The sequence below is a fragment of the Sphingomonas sp. genome, from assembly GCA_019635535.1.
Lineage (GTDB): Bacteria > Pseudomonadota > Alphaproteobacteria > Sphingomonadales > Sphingomonadaceae > Allosphingosinicella.
The window spans coordinates 152,437-177,153 of record JAHBZH010000001.1; the positions used below are offsets into that span (position 1 = coordinate 152,437).

Consider the following 24,717-nt stretch of genomic DNA (forward strand, 5'->3'; position numbering starts at 1 on the left):
AGATCAGGAGAGCGATTCATGGCACGCGTAGCAGTGGTCACCGGCGGATCGAGAGGCATTGGCGAGGCGATCAGCATCGCGCTCAGGGACGTGGGGCTAACCGTCGCGGCCAATTATGCCGGCAATGACGAAAAAGCGCGGGACTTCACCGACCGGACCGGCATCAAGGCCTATAAATGGGACGTCTCCGATCTCGACGCCTGCCTGACCGGCGTCGCGCGGATCGAAAGCGAGCTGGGTCCGGTGGACGTGCTGGTCAACAATGCCGGCATCACCCGCGACGGCACGATGAAGCGGATGGACCGGCAGGCCTGGGACGATGTGATGGACATCAATCTGGGCGGCTGCTTCAACATGGCCAAGGCGGTGTGGAACGGCATGAACGACCGCAAATATGGCCGCGTCGTCAACATCGGATCGATCAACGGCCAGGCGGGCCAGTACGGCCAGGTCAACTATGCCGCCGCAAAATCCGGCATTCACGGCTTCACCAAGGCGCTCGCCCAGGAAGGCGCTCGCGCCGGCATCACGGTGAACGCGATCGCGCCGGGCTATATCGACACCGACATGGTCGCCGCCGTGCCGCCCGAGGTGCTGGAGAAGATTGTGGCGAAAATCCCGGTCGGACGTCTCGGCAAAGCCGAGGAAATCGCGCGCGGCGTCGTCTTCCTGACCGGCGAGGATGCGGGCTTCGTGACCGGCAGCACCCTGTCGATCAACGGCGGCCAGCATATGTATTGAGAATGGATCATGTCGGGGACATCGAGATGAACGATAATGATCGTCCAAGTTATACCGAGCAGTGGATCAAAGGTTTTCATAGCCCGCACACAATCCCAGGATCGCTGGCGGAGCAACAAGGGCAGGACGTTGCCAAGTCGAGACTGGAGAAGACCAATTCTACGGGAGGCGGATTTGGTGTCTTAGCCGTTCTCGGAATTGCGCTGCTTTTTATTCCAAGCGTCCTCGCAACCATCTCTATCATGATCGCAAGTTTGGCGGCATCTGTGGTTACACTTCCCCTGCTTGCCTTTGCACGACGTGGGGCGGAAAAAGGCGCCTCGCTCGGCAGCCTGTTCTGGCGATCCGCGCTGGCGAATGGCGCAGGCGCTCTCGGTTTTTTCTGGGTTGCTTTCACCTCTATACACCGAGCGGCCGTGCCCGCTTCCGCAATCAAGGAACCGGCACTGAGCGAAGCGACCATGACCTTTTCCCATGCCGTGGCCGGCGCTTCGGTCTGGATGATACAGCATCTCTTCGCATTGCTGCGGCGTCGTTTGCCCGGCGAATCCGCCTATCGCGGACCTGCTCCGGAATATGCGACAACACTGAATCAGGTTCCGCCCGAAGAGACCTCACAGTTCGTGCAGAGTATCGGAGGTACGCTGGGGTGGACTGTTGCGTTGCTCATGATCGGCTTGCCGATGATCCTGTATGCGCTTGCCATCAGGCGATACTGTGGAATTTACCGCGCGATCCCGCTCGCCTTGCTCAACCAAGGCGCTCTGGCTTTCGCGAGTCTGTTCATGTTGGGGTTGCTCTTGTTCGACTATTCCATCGGAATAATCGACGGCATTGCCGAATAATCGAATGAGTCCCATCAAACGATCGATCATGATCGCGGGTCACGCGACCTCGATCAGTCTGGAGCCGGTCTTCTGGGACGCCTTGCGCGAGGCGGCGGCGGCGGACGGGCTGCCGGTGAACGCGCTGGTGGCGCGGATCGACGCCGAGCGCATCGCGATGCCCGATCCCCCCAACCTCGCCAGCGCGATCCGCGTCTGGCTGTTCGCGCGGGCGACCGCCACGCCCTGACAGGGGAGGGCAAAGGTGAGCGCGAGCGCGGCGAACCCTGCGCCTGAAGACAGGGCGCCTGACGGCGCCGCCCACCCCCTCCCCTCCCTTGCTGGGAGGGGAGACGATATCACCGCCCCAGCAGCACCCGGGCCTGCGTCGCGATCTGGGCGAGCATCGGGGCGGTGGTGGTCGCCGCCGCGCGGGCGCGGTCGACGGTGCGGCGGAACTGGTCGATCCGGGCGCCCTGATCGGCCACCCATTTCTCCACCGCCGCATTCGGGTCCGCACTCTTGCGCCGGGCGAGGAAATCGAGCCGGAGCTGCTCGAAATCGCGGGCCAGGCCGGCGGTGAGCAGCCGCTCCCACTGATCGGTCGCCTGGAAATGAGTGGCGGCGTTCTGGGCCCAATCGAGCCCCAGCGCCTCGCCGAGCCGCGTATAGGCCCGGGTTAGCGCCACCTCATCGACGCCGAGCTTGCGGCCGAGCACGGCGAGGCCGACCGCGCCGTTCAGTTCGAACAATCGCACGATCCGCGCCGCGAGCGCGCGCGTCGTACCCATCGCCTCCAGCGCGGCGCGGCGCTCGCTTGCCTCCGCTTTGGGCTCGGCGCGCAACAGGTCGTCGACCGCGGCCGCGAGCTTGTCGAGGCCGGGCCGGATCTGCGCCACGATCTCGCCAGGCTGCTCGTCCGGCGACGTGCAGCGCAGCAGATCGGCGATGTGATGCTGCAGGCCGGTTCCGGCGTGCTCGAACAGGGCCAGACGCACCTGCTCGGGCAGATCGGCCCGGTCGAGCTCCGCCCACAAAGCCGGCATGTCGAACAGCCGCTCGGCCGCGACGAAGGCCGCCGCGGCCTGGCCGAAGGCAGCGCCTTCCTCCTCGGTCAGCGCGAAGGGCGCGACGATGCCGAGCCGGTTGACGATGCGGTTGGCGATCTTGGTCGCGATGATCTCGCGCCGCAGCCGGTGCGCCAGGATCGCGTCCCGGTGCCGCTCGCGCATCGCCGGCGGGAAGGCGGCGAGCAGCTCCGGCTCCAGCGTCGGATCGCTCGGCAAATCCGCCGCTTCGATCGCCGCCTGGAGCTGCATCTTGGACGTCGAGAGCAGGACCGCCAGCTCCGGCCGGGTGAGACCGTGATTCTGCTGGGCGCGACGGAGCAGTTCCTCGTTGCTCTCCAGCCCCTCCACCTCGCGGTTGAGCCGGCCGCTCTCCTCGAGCAGTTCGATCACCCGGACGAAGCGCGGCAGGGCCGCCGAACCGCCGCGCTCGGCGATCGAGAGCGCCAGCGTCTGCAGGCGATTGTCCTCCAGCACCAAAGCGGAGACGTCGTCCGTCATCTCGGCGAGCAGCGCGTTGCGCGCGTCCATGCCGAGCCGGCCTTCGATCACCTCGCGGTTGAGCGGGATCTTGATATTGACCTCGTTGTCCGAGCAATCGACGCCGGCCGAATTGTCGATGAAGTCGGTGTTGACCCGCCCGCCGGCTTCCGAAAATTCGATGCGCGCGGCCTGGGTGACGCCGAGATTGGCGCCTTCGCCGATCGCCTTGGCGCGCAGCTCGGCGGCGCTGACCCGGATCGCGTCATTGCCGGGATCGCCGACCTCGGCATTGCTCTCGTGGCTGGCCTTCAAATAGGTGCCGATGCCGCCGAACCAGATGAGGTCGATCGGCGCGCGCAGGATCGCGCTGATCAAAGCCGCCGGCTCCATCTCCTTCGCCTCGACGCCGAGCAGGGCACGGATCTCGCGGCTCAGCGGGATTGATTTCTGGCTGCGCGGGAAGATGCCGCCGCCCTTGGAGATCAAATCGGCGTTGTAGTCGGCCCAGCTCGAGCGCGGCAGATCGAACAGGCGCTTGCGTTCCTTCCAGCTTGTCGCCGGGTCCGGATCAGGATCGAGGAAGATGTGGCGGTGATCGAAGGCAGCGACCAGCTTAATCGCCTTGCTGAGCAGCATGCCGTTGCCGAACACGTCGCCGGACATGTCGCCGACACCGGCGATCGTGATCGGCTCCTTCTGTACATCGACGCCCATTTCGAGGAAATGGCGCTGAACCGAGACCCAGGCACCCTTGGCGGTGATGCCCATCGCCTTGTGGTCGTAACCCTGGCTGCCGCCCGAGGCGAAGGCGTCGCCCAGCCAGAAGCCGCGCTCCACCGCGATCGCGTTGGCGATGTCGGAGAAGGTCGCCGTGCCCTTGTCGGCGGCGACGACGAAATAGGGATCGTCGCCGTCGCGGATCGTCACGTCGGCTGGATGGACGACCTTGCCGTCGACGATATTGTCGGTGACGGAGAGCAGGGCGCGCATGAAGATGCGGTAGCTTTCCGTGCCCTCCGCCAGCCAGGCGTCGCGATTTTCGGCCGGGTTGGGAAGCTGCTTGGGATAGAAGCCGCCCTTCGCGCCGGTCGGCACGATCACCGCGTTCTTGACGAGCTGCGCCTTCATCAGGCCGAGGATCTCGGTGCGGAAATCGTCGCGCCGGTCGGACCAGCGCAGGCCGCCGCGCGCGATCGGACCGCCGCGCAGGTGGATGCCCTCGATGCGCGGCGAATAGACCCAGATCTCGCGCCAGGGGCGCGGTGCCGGCAGGCCGGGCACGGCGGCGGAATCGAGCTTGAAGGACAGCGCCTCGCGGCCCGCGCCGGCAAAGGCGTTGGTGCGCAGCACCGCGCCGATCACGCCGCGGATCAGCCGCAGGATGCGGTCCTCGTCAATCGCGGCGACCGCCGCGAGCCCCTTCTCGATCCTCTTGTCGGCGGCGGCGACCGTTTCCTCGCGGCCTTTGCCGAGCGCCGGATCGTGATGCGCGCCGAACAACTCGATAAGGCCGCGTGCGACGTCCGGCGCCTTGCGCAGCGCCTCGACGACAGTGACGAGGCCGTAGGAGAGGCCGGTCTGGCGCAGATAACGGAACCAGGCGCGCAGCAGCACCACGCCCCGAGGATCGAGGCCGACTGAGACGAGAAGCTGGTTGAACGCGTCATTCTCGTCCCCGCCCTCCAGCACGTGGGCGATCGCCTCCTCGATGACATCGGCGCGCGCCAGTAGCGGCACGACCGAAACGCCATCGGGCAGCGCCACGGTGAATTCGTGGATATGGCCGGTGCTGCCACCCTCCAGCCGGGTCGGCGCTTCCTTCAGCACGTTGAAGCCGAAATTCTCCAGCACCGGGACGACGTCCGACAGCGAAAGCAGCCCCCCCATCCGGTAGATTTTCAGCCGGAGCTGATTGTCCGGATCGATCGGCAGCCGGTAGAAACGCGCCGAGCGCGCCTTGTCGCCACCCAGCGCGTCGAGGCGCAATATGTCTTCCGCCGCGTCGTCGATCGGGTAGCGGGCACGATAAGCGGCGGGGAAGGTGGCGGCGTGGGTGAGCGCGAGCCGCGCGGCACGATTGGTGCCAACCCGTTCGGCAAGCAAGGCCTCCACGGCCGGCTCCCAGCCGCGCACCATTTCGTCCAGCCGATGATCGAGCGCCGCCGAATCCGGCGTGGGCGACCGGGTCGATACACCGAGCGTATAGCGTACCAGCGCCAGATCGCCGTCGCCCAGCTCGACCGACCAGCTGCCGATCACGCCCTTGGCGGCCTTCTCGATCATCTCGCCGATCTCGACCCGGCGCCGCGTGGTGAGCTCATCGCGCGGCAGCCAGACGAAGGCGAAGAGGTGCCCTTTCAGGATCGAGCGCACCAGGATCAGGGTCGGGCGCGGCCGATCGGCCAGCGACATCTGGGTCAGCACCAGCGACTTCACCGAATCCCGGTCGAGATTGACCAGCAGATCATGCGGCAGCGAGGTGAAGGCGTGGCGCAGCGCCTTGCCGCTATGCCCCTTCGGATCGAAGCCGAACTCGGCCTCCAGCTCGGCGAGACGACGGCGCAGCACCGGCACGTCCTCGACCGGGGCACTGAGCGCCTGGCTGGTCCACAGGCCGGCATGGACGCCGATACCGCTGATCTTGCCGCCTTCCCGGATCGGCACCGCGACCAGATCGAGCGGCACGCGGCGATGGACGGTCGACTTGCGCTCCGCCTTGGCCGACAGCGGCACCGTGCCGCCTTTCTCGAAATAGCGGATCGCGCCTTCGGAGCCGCCTTCCTCGTCAGGAGGGCTCGGCGAGCGATAGACGCCGAGCCCTTGGGAGGAGGCCATGTCGGGCCGTTCGACCTCGAAGCCGAGCATCGTCATCGCCCCCTCGGCGAACCATTCGAGCAGGGCGCGTCCCTCCGCATCCTCGATCGAGGCGGCGTCGGCGCGCATCTGCGCCTGCATGGCGGGCCAGTCCTCGACCGCCGCACGCACGTCGGCGAGCGCCTGGTGCAGCTCGACCGTAAGCTCGGCGCGGCCGCGCGCGTCGGCGCGATCGATCTCCAGATACATCAGCGATTCGCGCGCGCCCTTGCCGGCCGGCGCGACCGACATCAGCATCCCGTCCGCGTCGCGGCTGGCGGCAATAACCGGGTGCAGCAGGCGATGGATGATGAGCCCGCGCGCGGCGATCGCGGCGGCGACCGAATCGACCAGGAACGGCATGTCGTCATTGGCGATGCACAGCCGCATCCGCCGGCGCCCAATTTCGGTGCCCGCGGATTCGAGACGGACGATCGCCAGGCCGGGCGGGCGCAGCCGCGCAGCCTCGGCGATGAACGCGGCGGCCTCGCGCCGCTCTTCAACGGGAAAGTCCGCGAGCTCGCCGGGCAATGCCTCGTCGCACAGGACGCGGACGAGCTCCTCCGTCAGACGCCGATGATCGGCGCCCTGCGCTGACTTGCCGTGGGATTGCATATTCGACCGCTCCCGGAACCGGCCGAAAGTGGCCGACCATTTTGCCGTGGCCTATAGCCTCGCCGCGCGCGCGCGGGCAAGGCTTGCCGCGGTCATTCGACGACGATCTCGCCGCGCATCCCGAACGCCGTATGGAGGATATGGGTGCAGCGCAAAACGTAGCGGCCCCGCGCCGGGGTCAGCGCGATCTCGATACTGCCGCGCGCGGGCACCTCGATCGCGCCTCGCGCGACGATAGCGCCCTGTCCGGGCGCTATCGTCACGGCGGCGAAGAATTCGGGCGCGGAGAAATTGTGGCCGCCACTCCCGGCATTGACGAGCCTGAGCGTGACCGGCGCGCCGGCGCGCAGCCGCAATGTCTCCGGCGCGAAGGCGAAACTGGAAAGCTGGACCTCGATGACGGGAGGCCGCGTAGAAACCGGCGCGGCGGCGAAAAGCAGAACGGCAAGCGGAAAGAAACGCATGAAGGCCTCCGCGAAAGCCCCGCGCCCGACTTCATATCATGATTGCGCTGACTGGGGCCAGCACGGGATCAGGCGGATTTGCGGATCGCCTGTTCGACCAGCTTCGGATCGGCGACCGGCGCGACGATGGCGAGACCATCCGCCTCACGGCGCGCGACCAGCAGGACGAAATCGTCTTTGCCTGCGACCGAAACAGCCACCTTGGCCAGCGGCGGCCGGGCATGCAGCTCGGCACGGATCTCCGCCCAGCGGTCGGGCTTGGTCGGGCGCCGGCGAAAGGCGCGTTCCGCGGCGACGATGCCCTTGAGGCCGCCTTCATGGCCCTCGATCAGCTCGGCGAGCGCACCGGCGGGAACCCCGGTGCGGTCCGCCCAGGAGAGCGCGGCGGCGAATTCGGTGAGGCGGGTCTTGTCATAGCCGATGCCGAAGACGAGCTTCACGATCGGCGTCATCGGGGCGCGCGCCTGGACCTTCAGCCCGGCATCGTCGAGCAATTCGGAATAACCGTCCGGATCCTCGTCCGCCGCCAGCGCGAAATCGTAAGCGAGGCCGAGCGCGCGGTAGAGCGCGGCGCGGCTGCGCTGATCGGCACCGAGCGCCGCCTCCGCGCCTTCGCGCGCGGCGACCAGCCGGTCGGCGAGGCCATCGGCATCGGACCACAGGCTCAGCGTAGCGTCGTCGGCAGTCGGCGCATCCGCCTCGGCCGCCGCGTCGTCGGGGAATTCGGCGAGGCCGGCGCTGGGGCCATCCGCCCAGACCGCGCCCTCGGAAGGCGATTGTGCCGCAGCCACGGCCCGGTCGACTTCGCCGGCGATGCCGTCCAGCATCTCGCTGTCCGCCATCTCCTTCCAGTTGATGACGCCGTAGATGAAGTCGATCGCCTCGCCGTTCGACGACAGCGGCATCAGGATGCCGCGATAGAGCATGTTCTTGCCGAGATCGCTGACGAACTCGGCCTCGAAGCCGATCGGCGCTCGATTGGCGATGATCTGGAGATAATGGTCGGTCAGGCGGGACAGGAGCGAGCGCGCCGGCACCTGGCTGATCGACTGGATGTCGCGCTCCAGCGCACACTCAGCGCGCAGCGCAGCGCCCAGAAAGGCGATGCCGGGGTCATGTTCGTTGCGCGAAAAATCGAGCAGCACGCTGTTCGGCCCGAAATCCCCGATCGTTTGGGGATCAACGTCGCCGATCGACGGATAGTCGCGCCCGTTGAGGAGCGACACCCAGTAATTGTAGGCGCGCACGTGCATCCGGCGCTCATCCACGCCGATCTCCGGCGGAGCCTCCATCCTCGGCTCCTCCTCCGGTATCGGCGTCAGCGCCGCATCGTCCTCGAAGCCCCGAAAACTATCCATGCCGGCGCCACGCTCCCGCCACTCTTCACGAAGGACGAACTTGCACCGATCGTGGTTGAGATATGGTTAAGCCTGACCCCGCTCCGCCCGCTTGTCTTTCGCCGGACGCACTGATAATGGCCCGCTCTTTCCCGGGCGCGCCGCTTTAGCTCAGCCGGTAGAGCACATCATTCGTAATGATGGGGTCGTCGGTTCGAGTCCGACAAGCGGCACCACCACTCAAAGCAGGAAACGCAGGGCGCAGCGGCGGAAGGGTCGTTCGCTGCTTCCAGCCCCACTCTATCGCAAACCGCAGTCCATAAGCGGCCAGCCGGCCTCAGGCTTTTTGGCCTTGCCGGTGGCCATTCGCCGGCCAATCCGGCGCGATGACGGCCGAGAAACCCGCAATCAGGAATTTGACCAGCCTGTCGCAAACCTGATCGGAATCCAGCAGGCTTTCCGTTTCCCCGGTGACGCGTCCCACGCGTCTGGCGGAATGATCCGAGCAAGCGTCGATCATCGCAGCGATCATGAAACGGTAGCCATGGGCGATATCGACCCTATGGGCCGACGGTGCGGCGTCCTGCAGCCAACCGAGCAGTTCGGCGGAGATCGGATCGGTCAAGTCGGCGATCTGCGCCGCATGATCCTTGTCGTGCGCATACATCATCCGCCCTAGCAGGCCGATATAGCTGTGCCATTCCTCGTCGCCGCGCAGCGCTCGATCGACAAACGGCTCGACGATGCATCGGATCACATCGTGGAGGTCCGGCGTCCTCTCGGCGCGAATTGCCCGATATTTGTCGCGGCGCATTTCGCCGAGCGCATGGAAGCGGCGGCGTACGACTTCACCCAGCAAGGCGTCCTTACTGCCGAAATGATAGCTGAGTGTCCCGATCGTATCGCCCGAGCGTGCCGCGATATCGCGTATCGACGTGCCGTCGAACCCTTTCTGCGCGAACAGCTTTTCCGCGGCGTCCAGCAGCCGTTGCCGTGATCCGCCCTTGGGCGCCGCCATCCCGTATCCTTCCTCTTCCCGGCCCGTGCGGCGGCGGGAAAGCCATCGCACAGATAGAAACCGCCTGCCATGACATGCAATCTTGACAGTTAGTCAGTCGAACGACATACTCTCTATGAAATTGCGGGACCCCCGTAAAGCGGTTCCGGGGGCAGATGGCGTAAAGCCGCGCCCGTCATGGGCCTCCAGGGCCAAGGGAGGGGAGAATGTCGCACTTCATTCATCGTGCGCTCGGCGCTGCGGCACCCGCCGTTTTGCTGGCGGCTTGGGGAATGCCGACACAAGCGCAGGAGGTCGTCCCGGACGGCGCGGGCGCGTCCGAAGATTATGGCAACGCCATCGTTATCACCGCGCAAAAGCGCGAGACCGACCTTCAGGAAACGCCGGCTTCGGTCTCGGCGGTTTCCGGCGACACGCTCCAAGAGCGCCAGATCGTCGATATCGAAGGACTCGCCCAACAGCTTCCGAGCGTCAATTTCGGCCAGACTACGGGCAATGCGCGTATCGCGATCCGCGGCGTGGGCTTCGACAATACGACCGTCGGCAACGAAGGCCGCGTCGCCTACCATCTCGACGGCGTATTCATCAGCCGGCCCGCGGCGGCACTCACCGGCTTTTACGACGTCGAGCGGGTCGAGGTGCTGCGCGGGCCGCAAGGCACTCTCTATGGGCGCAATGCGACCGGCGGCGCCATCAACGTCATTCCCCGCGCGCCGGGCCGCCAGCTCAACGGCTACGTCGACGCGAGCTACGGCAATTATGACGCCTTCCGGATCGAAGGCGCGGTCGGCGGTCCGCTCGGCCCCGGCATAGGCGCGCGGCTCTCTTTCCAGATCAACGAACGGGACGGCTTTGGCACCAATCTCACCAACGGCCGCGATGTCGACGATCTTTCCACGCGCGCGATCCGCGCCCAGCTCCATTTCGATCCCGCCGACAATTTCGAGATCCGTCTGGCCGCCGACTGGTTCGACCAGAGTGACCATGCCTACAGCTTCCACTATCTGGGGCAGGGCAGCCGGCCCGATCCGAATTCCACCCCGCCCTTGCCCGGCCAAGAGCTGACCGGCATCCGTGCCGGCGGCGTCGTGCCGACGAACCTGCGCGATTCCACGTCCGATTCCGGCCCGGAGAACGAGCGCACCTTCTGGGGCCTCAGCGCCAATCTGCGCTGGGATCTCGGGCCGGTCGAGATCGTCTCGGTCACCGGCTATCGCGACAACGATTTCCAGGTCACCTCCGACCTCGACGTCACCAGCGCGCCGCTCACCGTCTACGACCAGTTCGAGCGTTCGGACCATTTCAGCCAGGAGCTGCGCCTCGCCGGCGATTTCGGCCGGGGCGACTGGATGATCGGCGGCTATTATTTCACCGAATCCCTGTTCGGCGGCACCCGCATCGCGCTCGATCCGGTCGTGCTGTCACCCGCGCCGGTGCTGCCGCCGCTCACAGGTTACCGCCAGGGCTATTATGGTGTCGGCCAGCTCGACACCGACGCCTGGGCGGTTTTCGCGAACCTTCGTTTCGAGCTCACCGATCGCCTCGCGATACGGCTCGGCGCGCGCTATAGTGAAGAGCGGCGGCGCGTGGACGAAGAGCTCAAGCTCGATTTCGCCACCCCATGGCCGCCCTTCGTGCCGCAATTCCCGCCGACGCCGCCGGGCGTGCGCCGTCAGGCCGAGGACGACTGGTCGTCCTTCACGCCTTCGGCGACGCTGGAATATCGCGCGAGCGACGATGTATTTCTCTACGCCACCTGGTCGCGCGGCTTCAAAAGCGGCGGCTTCAATCTCGGCGTCGTACAGGCGCCTTATGCACCGGAGCGGCTCGACGATTATGAAGGCGGAATCCGTGCCCAATGGCTCGGCGGACGCCTGACCACCAACCTGTCCGCCTTCTATTACGATTATTCCAACCTGCAGGTGACCAAGATCGTCGGCACCGCGGTGGTGATCGAGAATGCGGCGAGCGCTCGCATCATGGGGCTGGAGGCGGAGATTCTTTTCCGACCAGTGCGCGGTTTGCAGATCGATGCCGCGATCTCGCTGCTCGACACGGAATATCGCGACTATGCGTCCGCGGACCCGGCCCGGCCGCAGCTCGGGGTCATCGACCTGTCCGGAAACGAGCTCACCCAGTCGCCCACTTACACGATCAATCTCGGCGCCAGCTATACCTGGGAAACCGGGATCGGCGAGATCACGCTGCGCGGCGAAGGACGGTTCGTCGACCGGATCTGGTTCACCCAGTTCAACGTCGATTACGTCTCGCAGCCCGCCTACCAATTGTTCAACGCCTATCTCACCTGGCGCAGCCCCGACGAGCGCTTCAGTGCGACTGCTTTCATGCGGAACATCGGCAACGAGACGATCGTGTCGGCGGGTTTCATCGGGTCGAGCCTGGTCGGCTCGCCGCTGCTCGGCTCGTTCGAGCCGCCACGTACCTATGGCGTGACGCTCGGTGTCAGGTTCTGACGCCGATGCGGCTGGTTACGTTCACAGGTGTAAACGGCGAACGCGTGGGTGCGCTCGCGGGCGAAGGGGAGCTGGTCGATCTGGGCGCCGCCGCTGTGGCGAGAGGGCTCGCTTTTCCGCGCTCCATGCAGGCGTTGATCGAGGCGGCTCCAGACGCGCTGGCGCTGGCCCGGGATCTTGCCGAGACACCTCCCAACGAGGCGATCCTGCCGCTCAGTGCGGTGACGCTCCTTGCGCCGCTGCCACGTCCGGTGCGCCTGCGCGATTGCTGCCTGTTCCTGGAACATATGGAAAAGGCGCTGGACAAGCTGGCCCGCCAACTCGCCGCTGGGGAAGACGATCCGGAGGCAGCGCTGGAGCGGCTGCGCGCGAGTGGAAAATACAGCATCGGGCCGGTCTTCCGGGACGAGGTGATCTACTACAATGCCGATCATCTCCATATGATCGGCCCGGACGCGGATATCGCCTGGCCGTCCGCTTCGGACTGGATGGACTATGAGCTCGAATGGGCTTGCGTGATCGGCCCGGGCGGGCGCGACATCCCGCCGGAACGCGCCCGCGACCACATTTTCGGTTACACGATCTTCAATGACTGGTCGGCGCGTGACACCCAGATTCGGGTGATGGGCGCCAATCTCGGCCCCGGCGAGGGCAAGGACTTCGCCAACGGCCTCGGCCCCTGCATCGCCACGCCGGACGAATTCGACGATCCCTACGCGCTCGCCATGACCGCGCATGTGAACGGCGAATTGTGGTCGCGCGGCTCGACGGCAAGCATGCACCATCGCTTCGAGGACGCCATCGTCCAGTTCAGCCGCGAGCGCGATCTGCATGCGGGTGAAGTGATCGGCTCGGGCACTGTTCTGTCCGGCTGCGGCTTCGAACTCGACCGGCGGCTGGCCGGGGGCGACCTCGTCGAACTCACCGTCGAGGGGATCGGGACGCTCGCCAACCGCATCGTCCGGCGCTGACCATCATCCAGGCAAGGGAGTATCGCCATGGCCCATCAGGTAAGACGCATCGTGACCGGCTTCGGGCCCGACGGCCGCTCCCGGGTCACCTTTGATTCCGCCGCGTCGAACGTCCTGCCCATCGGTGGCTGGAAGGGCGCCTTCGTCACTGAATTGTGGACCACCGAGGAAATGCCAGTCGACAATAAGGGCGATGCCGATCGCGGCGCCCGGCCGATTCGCCACGATCCGGGACCAGGCGGCACGATCTTCCGCGTCGTCGAGATTCCGCCCGACGCCGCCGGCGGCATCGATGTCGACGCGGCGTTCGATTCGCTCGGCAGCCACAACCGCCCCTCCGAGGAGGACAGTAAGACCCACGGATCGATGCATTATACCGACTCGGTAGACTATCTGATCGTGATCAAGGGCGAGATGGCGATGGTGATGGAGGACGGCGAAGTGACGCTGCGTCCGGGCGACTGCATCGTCCAGCGCGCGACCAAACATGCCTGGGTCAATCGCGGTACCGAGCCGTGCGTGATCGCCGCCGTCCTGGTCGATGCCAAGCCGATGGGCTGACATGGAACGCTTCGCCGGACCGGATGACGTTCGCGCAGTCGAGGCGGTGCCACTCGAAGAGCGCATCCCGGTCCGCACAATCGACGCCATGCTGCGTGTGAGCGCGGCGCGGGCGCCCGACGATCCGGCATTGATCTGGCTACCGGACGGGCGCGCCGGAGACCGGCCGGAGACCGTGACCTTTGCGGAGCTGGAAGCACGCATCATTGCCGCCGCCAACCTCTTCCACGCGCATGGCGTCCGGCCGGACGCGGCGGTGTCGATTCTGCTGCCCAACCTGCCCGAGACCCATTACGCCTTGTGGGGCGGATCGCTGGCCGGGGCCGCCAATCCGGTCAACCCGCTGCTCCGGCCCGAGCAGATCGCGGCGATCATGGCGGCGGCGGGAAGCCGCGTGCTCGTCACCGGCGGCCCCGGCACCGCATTCGACGTCACCGCCAAGGCGGCTGCGGTGCGCGCGCTTTACCCGGCGCTGGAAACGGTGATCGCGGTCGGTGCGGCGATGGACGGGGCCGTCCCCTTCACGGCCGGCTGTGCCGGTCAGCCCGGCGACCGGCTGGTCAGCGGGCGGTGCGTCTCGGGCGACGATGTGTCGGTCTATTTCCACACGGGCGGCACCACCGGCACGCCCAAACTCGCCCAACAGACCCACTGGAACCAGGTGTTCATGGCCTGGACGGCAGGCTTTGTGTTGGGCCTGACGCGTGAAGACCGTATCCTCACCGGCCTGCCGCTTTTCCACGCCAATGCCGCGGTCGCGACCGGGCTGGGCGGCATCTACTGGGGCGCGGCTTCGATCCTAACCGGCCAGCAGGGCTATCGCGACAAGGCGATGATGGCGGATTTCTGGGGGATCGTGGCGCGCCATCGCGCCACTCTGTTCAGCGCTGTGCCCACCATCCTCGCCGGGCTTTTGGACATCCTGCCGGCGGCGCACGACATCGCCTCGCTGCGCTTCGCCATGTGCGGCGCCGCACCGATGCCCGTTCCACTCTTCGAGGCGTTCGAGGCGAAGACGGGCCTGCGCATCCTCGAGCTTTACGGCATGACCGAGGGCGCCGCGCTCAGCACCGCCAATCCGCGCGATGGCGAGCGGCGGATCGGCTCGATCGGCTTGCGCCTGCCTTACCAGGGCGTCCGCCCGGCCATCCTCGACGAAGAGGGAGCTTATGTGCGCGATTGCGCCGGCGACGAACCCGGCAACCTGCTGCTCAGTGGCCCCAATCTCTTTCCAGGCTACCGCCAGGCCGAGCGCAACGCCGGAATCTGGCCGCTGCCCGGCTGGCTTGACAGCGGCGACCTCGCCCGGCGCGACCCCGATGGCTATGTCTGGCTGCTCGGCCGCGCCAAGGACCTCATCATCCGCGCCGGCCACAATATCGATCCTGCGATGATCGAAGAGGCACTGCACCGGCACCCCGAGGTCGAGCTCGCCGCGGCGGTCGGCAGGCCGGACGCTTATGCCGGCGAAGTCCCAGTCGCCTATGTCGCGCTGACGCCCGGGGCAAATGTTACTGCCGAAAAGCTGCGCGAATTCGCGCGCGAGACGGTCGCCGAGCGCCCGGCCGCGCCGGCGGAGGTCATCATCCTCGATGCCATTCCTGTCACCGCCGTGGGCAAGATCTTCAAGCCGGCGCTGCGGCGGGATGCAGCCGAGCGCGCGATCGCCGCTGCGCTCGACGGAATGGACGCCGTCGTCGAGGTCATCCTTGACGACCGGCGCGGCATGATCGCCCATGTCCGCTGCCCGGCCGGCTCGGGCGAGATGTCGAAGGCGGCACTGGCCGGCTTCGCCATCATGGTCGAGATCGAGGAGACAGCATGAAAGCCTGGCCGCTGCTCGCACTGGCGCTCTGGTCGGCAGGCGCGGCGGCGCGCTGCCCGAACGACGGCGGCGCGCAATGGGTAACGCTCGGCACGGGCGGCGGACCGCTGGAGCGATATGAGCGCGGGCAGCCCGCCAATGCGCTGGTCATCGGCGACGCGGTCTATCTGTTCGATACCGGTGACGGCGTTGTGCGGCAAATGGCGGCGGCCGGCCTCGACTTGGCCCGCATCCGCGCCGTCTTCCTCAGCCACCAACATGTCGATCACATCGCCGGACTGGGGCCGCTGCTGCTGCGGCGCTGGGTCCTGCAACAGCATCGCATCCTGCCGGTCTGGGGTCCGCGCGGAACCGTCCGCATGGTGCGAGGCCTGACCGACGCTGCCCATGCGGCCGAACGCGCGCCGGTAATGCCTGGAGCACCCATCGTCCCGCTTGCCGGGACGGTGAGCGGATATGATATTCCGTCCGGCGAGGACGGACCGCATCTCGTCTATCGCGACAACGCGGTCGTCGTGACGGCACTCACCAATACTCACTATCATTTTCCGGCTGGCAGCGTGGCGGCGCGCTATGCCCGCTCCTACGCCTACCGGATCGAGGCAGGCGGACGGACCGTCGTCTTCACCGGCGACACGGGTCCGTCGGATCGGCTGGCCGAGTTCGCGCGCGGGGCCGACCTTCTCGTCTCGGAAGTGATCGATCTGGCGGGATCGCGCGAAACCCTGTCGCATGCGCCTGGCCTGGCTGGCGCGCGTTTGGACGCGTTGATGGCCAATCTCGCCGCCGATCATCTGACCTCGGACGCCGCCGGCCGCCTCGCCGCGGCGGCGGGCGCAGGCTGCCTGGTGCTGACTCATGTGGCACCCGGCCGGGATGGCGAAGCCAGCGCTGCCCCCTATCTGGATGGAGCGCGAGCCCATTTCGCCGGACCCGTGTTCCTGGCTTCCGATCTTGTGCGATATTGAACACATATCGCGAAACCATGTCCTCAGCCGTTTGAGACATGCTTCAATCCGCGGCGGTTTTCCCGAAGGTCGGCCTGTCCGCTTCAGGCCAGCACGCGCCGTCCGGCGTCCGGTCGTTCTCTTCATGGCTGTAGAGACCGGTTCGCTAGCGACTGCGTCGCACGCCATTCTTTTCCGTCACCTTGCCTGCTCGGCGAAGCGACGTTCGGCTGCATCGCCGGGCGGCCCGGTGGATAGGTGATTGCGCCGATCCGGCAAGTTCGGACATTGAGGGGCGAAGGGCTGCGAGGGAGCGTGAAATGACAAGCCGATGCCGTACGGAAAAGCGCACGTTCAGGCGCGGCATGGCAGGGACCGCGCTCGCGGCCGGATTGCTGAGCATTGCGCCGGACCTGGCAGTGGCGCGCGACGGCTGCACCGTGACGCTGCGCGAGGCCGGTGACCGTTTCGACCGCGCGCAGATCGAGGGGGATCGCGCCGTGCTCGAGACGATGACCGCCGACGAGCTCGTCTTCGTCGGCAGCGATGGCGCCCGCCAGGACAAAATCGCCTTCATCGCGGGCTGGACCGATCCAGCCATCCGCTTTGACCCCGTCACGATACTCGACCCCTATATTGTCTCGCTCGGCGCGGATGCGGGGATCGTTGGCGGCGAAGTGGTGCTCAGCGGCACTGCCGGCGACCGGGCGTTCGCGAGCCGCATCCATTTTGCCGACACGTTCCGGCGGATCGACGGCTGTTGGCGCGCAGTGCACGTCCAGGCGACGCGCATGCCGCCGCGAGCGGACTGAACGTCCGTCGGACCGTTCAACGGCTTCATAGCGACGCTTGGCGGCAACCGGCTGGCCCTGGCTTGTGGCCGCCACGATCATGAGCGGAATGAACGACAAATGCCTGATGAGCGAGGCAGGCGCGGCCGCACCGCCCCTGCGGATGGGCGATTGGCCAATGGTGCGTCGCCATGACGGACCGCTGGAGACCGCTTCATTGCATCGCATCGCTGGCGCCGGCGGGGGGAATGGCCCCGCTTCGATCCGGCCCGAACGCCCGGCTCCACGTCCCGGCCTCTACTGAAGAGGAATGCGCGCAAAAAATGGGAGGCGGGTTCAAACCCGCCTCCCTGAAGTGAGCCGCCGACGCACATCGAATGCTAGGGGGTATCCGCAAACACCGGTAGCTGACTTCAAGGATGCCGCGCGATGCGGATGACGCAAAGCGCGCCGCCCGCGAACGCGTGGACTGGACGGCTGGAGAGGCGATCATGCCGCCGAACGTCGATTGCATCCGGTCGAACGTCGCTCGACCTTCGCCGCCCGCTCGCCCATATTCCGCCGATGCCGCAGCTTGTCATGGATCAGATCGAGGAGCCGCCCGCGCGGCGCGGCACGGCGTGGTTCGCCATTCGCCTGAAACCGCGTATCCGCGCGATTCTGCTGCTCACCGTCCTCTTCTGGCTTTCCAATTTCGCGATCCTGACCGGCGGGGCCGTGGCGAGCGGCGCGGAGTGGCTGCTCGCCATCGCCGCGCTGCGCGCCATCCTCGCCCTGTTCGGCGTCATCCTGTGCTTCGCTATCCACTTCACGCTGGAGCGTTTCGCCGCGCCGACCTTCCGAGGTCAGGCGCTGCTCGCCATCCTTCTCGCCCCCGTGGCGGCCGAGATCTATGCCTGGATCGTCTATTTCGGCTTCTGGATGGTCGGCCCGCCCGGCTGGTCGCCCACGATCAACTGGGCATCGGCGATCACCAGCCTGTCTTATTATATGTGGTTCTTCCTGGCCTGGACCGGTCTCTATCTCGCGCTCAATTACAGCTTCGATATCCAGGCGGAAAAGCTGCGCTCGGCGGAATTGCGCACGCACGCGCAAACGGCGCAGTTGCGCGCGCTGTACAATCAGGTGAATCCCCATTTCCTGTTCAACAGCCTTAATTCGATCTCCGCGCTGATCACGGAGGGGCGCAATACCGACGCGGACCGAATGGTCGGGAAGCTCGCCACCTTCTTCCGTCAATCTCTTTCGATCGATCCGTTCGAGGACATCCCGCTGACGCGCGAGCTCGATTTGCAACGTGCCTATCTGGAGATCGAGCAACTGCGCTATCCCGATCTCAAGCTTGACATCGATTTCCCTCCAGAGCTCGCCAATGTCGCCGTACCGGCACTGATTCTGCAGCCGCTCGTCGAAAATGCCGTGAAATACGGCGTCGCGGGATCGGCGCCGCCGGCGCGGATCGCCATTTCGGCACGCGCACGCGAAGACCTGCTGTCGATCGCCGTGACCGATGGCGGAACCACGCCACCCACGCCGGAGGGAAATGCCGCGGGTCTTGGCCTCAACAATGTGCGGCAACGGCTGGAGCAGCGGTTCGGTCGGAACCACGCGCTCGATACGCGCTGGAACGATCCCGGCTTCACCTGCACGATCACCCTCCCGCTTATAATGGCATCGGCATGAGCCCCCTGCGCGTTCTGACCGTTGACGACGAGATTCTGGCGCTGCGCCGGCTGCGGCACGCGCTCACCGCGCTCGACGATGTCGTGCTGGTCGGGGAGGCCGATGGCTGCGCCGCGGCGATCGACATGATCAAGCGGCTCGCGCCCGACATCGTCCTGCTCGACATCCGGATGCGCGACGGCAGCGGCTTCGACCTTGTCGATGCCTTGCCCGCCGACCAGCCGCCCACGATCATCTTCGTCTCGGCCTTCGATCATTATGCCGTGCGCGCCTTCGAGGCCAATGCGGCCGATTATGTGCTGAAACCGATCGAGACGGAACGGCTGGCCGCGGCGATCGCGCGGGCGCGGGAACGCTGCGAGACGGAAAGCGCTCGGGAACGGATGGGGGAGCTTCAAGCCGTCATCGCCAGCCTGCGCGAGGAGCTGCGCCATCAGGAGGACGGTACGCGCTACGAAACCGAATTGTGGATCCGCAAATCGCTCGGCGGCTATGTGCGCGTCGCGATCGACAGCATCGACTGGGTGAGCAGCGAAGACGATTATGTCCGCATCCATACTGGCGCCGGTTCCTATCTGCTGCGCGGCTCGATTCGGACTTTCGAGCAACGCGTCGATCCGGACAAGTTCACGCGCATCCACCGCCGCACCCTGGTCCGCACCGACGCCGTCCGCGAAGTGGTGGCGCCGCGGCTGGGCGGGCTCGAAGTGGTGCTGGCTTGCGGCGAGCGGCTGAGGGCCGGCCGGATCTACGCGAAGCGCGTCCGCACTTTCCTCAACGGCCCGCGCGCCGAAGACTGATACGCGACATTCACCCGCACGGCGGCGGCGTTCGGCGGATGCGCGCTTGCGCGGCCGCGCCTGAATGGGGAGGCACCGACAGGACATGTTGTTCCTGTGCCTCTGCTATTTCGATCGCGACGCGCCAGTGGACCGCGATACCGGTCGTCACGCGCCAAGCGGGCGCGACCGGGCAAACGCTGTGATTATCGAGGGGCAGATCGGCGAGTCCGGCCTGTCCCTGACCGTGGGGGGCAGCCGGGCGGCGCGGCGCGAAGACGGCCTGCCGGCTGAGGGTGAAGCGCGAGTTGGCGCCTTCCTGCTCGTCCATGCTGAGACGATCGACGAGGCCGCCGAGGTCGCATTAAAGCATCCGCCTCTGGGCTACAGAAGGCACGGTGCGGGCATCGAGATCCAACCGATCGACACTTACGAGATACCGGGCCGCCCCCCGGCACCAGCATGTCTCGCACCTGATGAATTGGAGCGTATCGTACCAACTGCGTTCTGATTTTGGGACGATTTTCGCACAAGCAGTGCGCTACCTATGTGGCAGCGCTGCAACAGCACAAGGCAGGAAGTACGAAACGTACTAATTTAAGCTTGTGAGAGCGGCGACACCGGCTAAACATCAGCGTCATCGACGGGGTCCGCGCCGCACACAGGCGGCTAGGGCGCCGGGCCAGGTGCGTCGCGCCCAGGCTCCCACCCATTCGAGGGACATCGACCGCGACATCGAACAGGAGGATGAGGAATGAGAAGCAAGGATTTCACGGCGCGCGCCATGCTGCTGAGCACGGCCGCGTGCCTTTTCGCGGCGACGCCGGCGTTCGCGCAGGACGACGACGGGGCCACGACGACGGCGGCTGACGACGACGCCGGCCAGGCGATCGTCATCACCGGCTCGCGCATCGCGCGCCGCGACCTCACCTCCACCAGCCCGCTCACCGTGGTCAGCAGCGAAGAGTTCACGCTGTCCGGCGCGGTCAATGTCGAACAGGTGCTCAACACGCTGCCCCAGGTCATTCCGGGCCAGACCGCCTTCTCGAACAATCCGGGCGGCCAGGGCGCCACGCTCAATCTGCGCGGCCTCGGCGCCATCCGTAACCTCGTCCTGGTCAACGGCCGGCGCTGGGTCAATTTCTCGGCCGCACAGACGGTCGATCTCAACACCATCCCGACCTTTCTGATCGACAGCGTCGATGTCGTCACCGGTGGTGCCTCGGCCGTTTACGGTTCCGATGCGCTCGCGGGCGTCATCAACTTCCGCCTGCGCCGCGATCTCGACGGCATCATCATGGGCGGCCAGTACAACATCACCGAGGAAGGCGACGGCCGGCGCTACGGCGGGCATATCGCGATCGGCACCCAGTTCGCCGACGGCCGCGGCCATGTCACGGTCTATGGCGAATATTTCAATCGCGGCCAGATCATGCAGGCCGACCGCGATTTCGGTTTCTTCGCGCTGGGCGAGCCGACCGTCGGCGGTGTCCTCGATCCCACGCAGCTGATCCCGCTGGGCTCGGCCGCGACGCCGTTCGGCCTGATTGTCGCCCCCGCCACGGTGACGGTCGGCCCCGGCGCCAGCTGCGGCGGCACCGGCAATCCGCCGCGCAACGCCGGTTGCTTCGACATCGCCGCCGGGACCAACTATGCCGGCAGCGGCGCCTATTTCGCGGCGCCCGGCGCCAGCCGGCCGTACAACCCGAACACCGACAGCTACAATTACGCCCCGGCCAACTATCTGATGGTCCCGCAGGAGCGCTGGCTGCTCGGCGGCTATGGCGAATATGAGATCGCTCCGGGCATCAACGCTTATGCCGAGATGACGTTCATCAACAATCGCGTCGCCAACGAGCTGGCCGCAACGCCGATCGGCGGCAATGTCGATATCAACCTGGCGGCGGTCCAGCCGCTGCTGTCGGCGGCCGATTTCGCCCAGCTCCAGCAGATCGCGGCCAACCAGCAGGCCGCCAATGCGGCCGCGATCGCCGCCGGCGTGGCGCTGCCGTTCAACAATTTCACGATCGGCACCACGCCGCAGGCCGGCGTGCCGCTGCCCGCGACGCATGTCCGGCTCAACGTCAACACGCGCGTCACCCAGGTGGGCTCGCGCAACACGCTCGACGAGCGCAATTCGTGGCGGACCCTGGTCGGCGTGCGTGGCGACATCACCGACACGCTGAACTACGACGTCTACTACATGTTCTCGCGCAACCGGACGTCGAACGTCCAGGACGGCAACATCTCGCGTTCGGCGTTCAACCGGCTGGTCGCCAACGGCACCTGCAACGTGTTCGGCGAGAACCAACTCTCGCAGACCTGCATCGACCAGATCTCGATCCTGGCGCAGAACACCAATATCGGGCAGATGCAGGTGGCGCAGGCCAGCATTTCCGGCCCGCTCTTCACCTTCGGCTCGGCCACCGATCCGGTCGCCTTCGCGGCGGGTGTCGAGTGGCGGTCGATGAGCGGCGAGTTCATCCCCGACACGGCCCTGTCGTCGGGCGACGTGGTCGGCTTCAACGCCGGCCAGCCGACCGCGGGCGCCTATGAAGTCAAGGAGGTGTTCGCCGAGCTTCGGGTGCCGATCGTCCAGGACGGCTTCATCCACCGCCTGGAGCTCAACGGCGCGGCCCGTTACTCCGACTATTCGCTCGCCAATGTCGGCGGCGTGTGGACCTATGCGGTCGGCGCCGAGCTGGCGCCGATCCGCGACATCACCTTCCGCGGCCAGTATCAGCGCGCCATCCGCGCGCCGAGCGTCGCCGAATTGTTCGGCGGCCAGGCCCAGGGCTTCCCGGCGGCGACCGACCCCTGCTCGAGCCGTTTCCCGACGGCGCTACGGACCGAGACGGTTCGTCAGCTTTGCATCGCCACCGGCGTCCCGGCGGGCGCGGTCTGGACCGGACCGGTTCAGCCCAACGCCCAGATCCAGGGCCTTTTCGGCGGCAATCCGAACCTGCAGGAAGAGGTCTCCGACACCTGGACGGTGGGCGCGGTCATCCGGCCGCGCTTCATCCCGCGGCTCAACATCACCGTCGATTATTACAACATCACGATCGACCAGGCGATTTCCGCGACCGCGGGCGGCGTGAACAACATCCTGAACCTGTGCTACACGGCGGTCCAGGACGCGAACGCGCCCTTGTGCCGGCTGATCAACCGCAATCCGCTCACCGGCGTGATCGGCGGGGAGTTCGTCGTCGATGCCAGGCTCGCCAATCTCGGCGGGTTCGAGACGAGCGGCGTCGATTTCCAGATCGACTACAGCCTGCCGCTGAACTTCAGCGCGTTCGGCGCGGGCAATTCCCGTCTCAATTTCTCGCTCCTCGGCAACTGGATGGAGAAGTGGAGCTTCGTTCCGGTGGCGGGCCTGCCCAATGTGATCGAATGTGCCGGGCGCTTCGGCACCCTCTGCGGTGGCGTCATCATCGGCGCCCAAGGCGTGCGTCCGGAGTGGAGCTGGAGCAGCCGCCTGTCGTGGATTGATGGTCCGCTGACCACCAGCCTGCGCTGGCGGTACACCGGCCGGGTGCGGGACGACAACGACAATGTCACCTACTTCACGGAGACGATCCCGGCCTACCACTATTTCGACCTGGCCTTCGCGTTCAACGTGAACGACAACCTCACGTTGAACCTGGGCATCAACAACCTGTTCGACAAGCAACCACCGATCATCGGCGCCAACCAGGAGCAGGCGAACACCATCCCGGGCACCTACGATACGCTCGGGCGGGACTTCTTCATCTCGGCGAATCTGCGCTTCTGAAACCTGCCAGAGAGCAAATTCGGAGGGCGGCGGGCTTCGGTCCGCCGCCCTTTCTTTTGCCCGCCCTCAGCCCGGCTCGCCCTTCACGACCCGCTCCAGCAGCCGATCGAGCCAGTCCATCCGCCCGCGCAGGGCGCTGACGGCATTGTCGTGGACGGACTCGTGGAACGGCACGGTGACGCCCTTCCCATAGTCTTCGAGTTCGCGCAGCTTTTCGTGCAGGGCGGCCTTCACCTCGACGATCCAGGCGATCCGCTCCTCCCGGTCGAGCAGGCCGAGCGACTGGACCTTGGTGCGCAACGGGTCTTCCAGCAGGAGATGGTTGGCGCGGATCGCGCGGACCCAGGCGCGCACCGCCTCGCGGCCCGCATCCGTGCACAGCAGCACCTCGGAGCCGCGCGCATCGCCCTCCACCGGGCGTTTCTCGACCAGCCCCTGCTCCGCGAGCCGGCGGATCATCGGATAGATCTTTCCCTTGCTGGTGTTGAAGTTGCTGACCGGCGAATCTTCGTAGATGCGGCTGATCTGATAAGCGGTCGCGGGCTGGATGCGCAGGACGAGCGCCAGGAAGGCCCCTTCATTGTCGGTCAGCTCGATCCGCCGCCGCGTCACTGCCTGCCCCCGCCACGCATCGCGCGGCGGTAGCAGGCGGACCGGCGGGGCAGCAAGCGCAAGCGAGGAAGGCTCGGCCCGTCCGCGTCCGCGCCTAGCGCGCGGGGGCCGATCTGCGGGCCCTGATCCAGCTCAGCTTGCTTCCTTCGCCCGGCCCCGCATGGGCCGCGATGCCGGTCCTGAGAATCCAGGCCGCGCCGGCGAGCGAGACGGCGATGAACAGCATCGCCCATTCCATGTGGCTGGCGGGATCGCCGATCACCCGGGGAATGTGGACGAGCAGCGCGAACGAGGCGACCATCGCCGTGAACAAGGCGGCGGCGAGCCGCGACAGCACGCCCGAGGCGAGGCTGGCCGCCGCCGCGATATGCGCCGCGCCGGTCAGCGCCGCCAGGAAATGGCGCCCGGGCATCCAGGCCGGAACCATGCCGGCTGTGATGTCCAGATAGACGAAATGGCAGAGCCCGAAGACGAAGGCGCAGCCGGCGAAGACGATGCGCGCCGCGCGCATCGCGACCGGGCGCGCGCCTCCCGTCAGCAGCAATGCCAGCACCGCGCCGCCGACGGCGAAGGTCACCACCTCGGTGAAGGCGAGCCACACCCCCGCGTTGAGCGGATGCGCCGCGAGTCGCGCGGCATGGACGACGATCGCCCACAGTCCGTAGCTCCCGGCGAGCAGCAATGCTCCCCACAGCGCCAGCGGCCGCCACAGCAGCATCGCGCCGCCGGCGACGAGCAGCGCATTGGAGAACAGCGCCAGCGGCGCCCGCGCCGGCAGGCTTTCGGGCACCAGCTGCCATTGCAGCCAGAAATCGCCGTGGAGGAAGCCGGCCAGTCCGAAGCCGATCGCGCCGATCGCGAAAGGTAGCGCGATAAAGGTCATGTTGTCGGATCTCA

At 66.5% G+C, this 24,717-nt stretch carries 19 protein-coding genes and 1 tRNA gene; 14 read left to right on the forward strand and 6 right to left on the reverse strand.

Translation table 11 applies throughout. From position 1 onward, the window contains the following. Positions 1-18 precede the first annotated feature (18 nt). Genes phbB through KF780_00845 form a run of 3 tightly spaced genes read left to right on the forward strand, consistent with a single transcriptional unit; the run spans position 19 to position 1,815 of the window. On the forward strand, positions 19-741 hold the full coding sequence (gene phbB, locus KF780_00835; GenBank protein ID MBX3560336.1) for an acetoacetyl-CoA reductase: 723 nt from the start codon (positions 19-21) through the stop codon (positions 739-741). Between the two features lie 26 nt (positions 742-767). Then, positions 768-1,586 carry a hypothetical protein gene (locus KF780_00840; GenBank protein MBX3560337.1) on the forward strand — a complete coding sequence of 273 codons (819 nt, stop codon included), beginning with the start codon at positions 768-770 and terminating at the stop codon, positions 1,584-1,586. A gap of 4 nt (positions 1,587-1,590) precedes the next feature. After that, positions 1,591-1,815: a ribbon-helix-helix domain-containing protein gene (locus tag KF780_00845; GenBank protein MBX3560338.1), complete on the forward strand. Its 225-nt coding sequence runs from the start codon at positions 1,591-1,593 to the stop codon at positions 1,813-1,815. Between the two features lie 109 nt (positions 1,816-1,924). On the opposite strand, the gene KF780_00850 is transcribed toward KF780_00845, so the two are convergent. From KF780_00850 to KF780_00860, 3 genes are all read right to left on the reverse strand, one after another. Further along, positions 1,925-6,583, reverse strand: coding sequence for an NAD-glutamate dehydrogenase (locus KF780_00850; protein ID MBX3560339.1), 4,659 nt, complete (start codon positions 6,581-6,583; stop codon positions 1,925-1,927). Between the two features lie 92 nt (positions 6,584-6,675). Beyond that, complete coding sequence (locus KF780_00855; protein ID MBX3560340.1) at positions 6,676-7,047, reverse strand: cupredoxin domain-containing protein; 372 nt, start codon at positions 7,045-7,047, stop codon at positions 6,676-6,678. A 68-nt stretch (positions 7,048-7,115) separates the two neighbouring features. Beyond that, positions 7,116-8,405: a hypothetical protein gene (locus KF780_00860; GenBank protein MBX3560341.1), complete on the reverse strand. Its 1,290-nt coding sequence runs from the start codon at positions 8,403-8,405 to the stop codon at positions 7,116-7,118. A 139-nt stretch (positions 8,406-8,544) separates the two neighbouring features. On the opposite strand from KF780_00860, the gene KF780_00865 reads away from it, so the two are divergent. After that, a tRNA-Thr gene (locus KF780_00865) sits at positions 8,545-8,620 on the forward strand. A gap of 101 nt (positions 8,621-8,721) precedes the next feature. On the opposite strand, the gene KF780_00870 is transcribed toward KF780_00865, so the two are convergent. Next, positions 8,722-9,402 (reverse strand): TetR family transcriptional regulator, encoded by a 681-nt coding sequence (locus KF780_00870; GenBank protein ID MBX3560342.1) that lies wholly within the window; start codon positions 9,400-9,402, stop codon positions 8,722-8,724. 206 nt (positions 9,403-9,608) lie between these two features. Between KF780_00870 and KF780_00875 the strand changes: the two genes are divergently transcribed. The 10 genes from KF780_00875 (at position 9,609) to KF780_00920 (ending at position 23,208) form a co-directional block, all read left to right on the forward strand. Next, positions 9,609-11,876, forward strand: a complete 2,268-nt coding sequence (locus KF780_00875) for a TonB-dependent receptor (protein MBX3560343.1) — start codon at positions 9,609-9,611, stop codon at positions 11,874-11,876. Between the two features lie 5 nt (positions 11,877-11,881). Continuing rightward, positions 11,882-12,847, forward strand: a complete 966-nt coding sequence (locus tag KF780_00880; GenBank protein MBX3560344.1) for a fumarylacetoacetate hydrolase family protein — start codon at positions 11,882-11,884, stop codon at positions 12,845-12,847. A 27-nt stretch (positions 12,848-12,874) separates the two neighbouring features. Then, positions 12,875-13,408 (forward strand): cupin domain-containing protein, encoded by a 534-nt coding sequence (locus KF780_00885; protein ID MBX3560345.1) that lies wholly within the window; start codon positions 12,875-12,877, stop codon positions 13,406-13,408. A 1-nt stretch (position 13,409) separates the two neighbouring features. Further along, positions 13,410-15,233 (forward strand): acyl-CoA synthetase, encoded by a 1,824-nt coding sequence (locus KF780_00890; protein MBX3560346.1) that lies wholly within the window; start codon positions 13,410-13,412, stop codon positions 15,231-15,233. Further along, the gene (locus tag KF780_00895; GenBank protein ID MBX3560347.1) at positions 15,230-16,201 is read left to right on the forward strand and encodes an MBL fold metallo-hydrolase; all 972 of its coding nucleotides are present in this window, start codon (positions 15,230-15,232) and stop codon (positions 16,199-16,201) included. Before KF780_00890 ends, KF780_00895 begins: the two co-directional genes overlap by 4 nt. 344 nt (positions 16,202-16,545) lie before the next feature. Continuing rightward, complete coding sequence (locus tag KF780_00900) at positions 16,546-16,992, forward strand: nuclear transport factor 2 family protein (protein ID MBX3560348.1); 447 nt, start codon at positions 16,546-16,548, stop codon at positions 16,990-16,992. Between the two features lie 543 nt (positions 16,993-17,535). Beyond that, the gene (locus KF780_00905; GenBank protein ID MBX3560349.1) at positions 17,536-18,654 is read left to right on the forward strand and encodes a histidine kinase; all 1,119 of its coding nucleotides are present in this window, start codon (positions 17,536-17,538) and stop codon (positions 18,652-18,654) included. Then, positions 18,651-19,454: a response regulator transcription factor gene (locus KF780_00910; GenBank protein MBX3560350.1), complete on the forward strand. Its 804-nt coding sequence runs from the start codon at positions 18,651-18,653 to the stop codon at positions 19,452-19,454. The genes KF780_00905 and KF780_00910 overlap by 4 nt, the downstream gene beginning before the upstream one ends. 85 nt (positions 19,455-19,539) lie before the next feature. Next, entirely contained in the window at positions 19,540-19,944 is a 405-nt protein-coding gene (locus KF780_00915) for a hypothetical protein (GenBank protein MBX3560351.1), read from the forward strand. A gap of 273 nt (positions 19,945-20,217) precedes the next feature. Then, positions 20,218-23,208 (forward strand): TonB-dependent receptor, encoded by a 2,991-nt coding sequence (locus KF780_00920; protein MBX3560352.1) that lies wholly within the window; start codon positions 20,218-20,220, stop codon positions 23,206-23,208. 66 nt (positions 23,209-23,274) lie between these two features. On the opposite strand, the gene KF780_00925 is transcribed toward KF780_00920, so the two are convergent. Continuing rightward, positions 23,275-23,820 carry a PadR family transcriptional regulator gene (locus KF780_00925; GenBank protein ID MBX3560353.1) on the reverse strand — a complete coding sequence of 182 codons (546 nt, stop codon included), beginning with the start codon at positions 23,818-23,820 and terminating at the stop codon, positions 23,275-23,277. A 94-nt stretch (positions 23,821-23,914) separates the two neighbouring features. Continuing rightward, on the reverse strand, positions 23,915-24,703 hold the full coding sequence (locus KF780_00930) for a hypothetical protein (GenBank protein ID MBX3560354.1): 789 nt from the start codon (positions 24,701-24,703) through the stop codon (positions 23,915-23,917). Between the last annotated feature and the right edge of the window lie 14 nt (positions 24,704-24,717).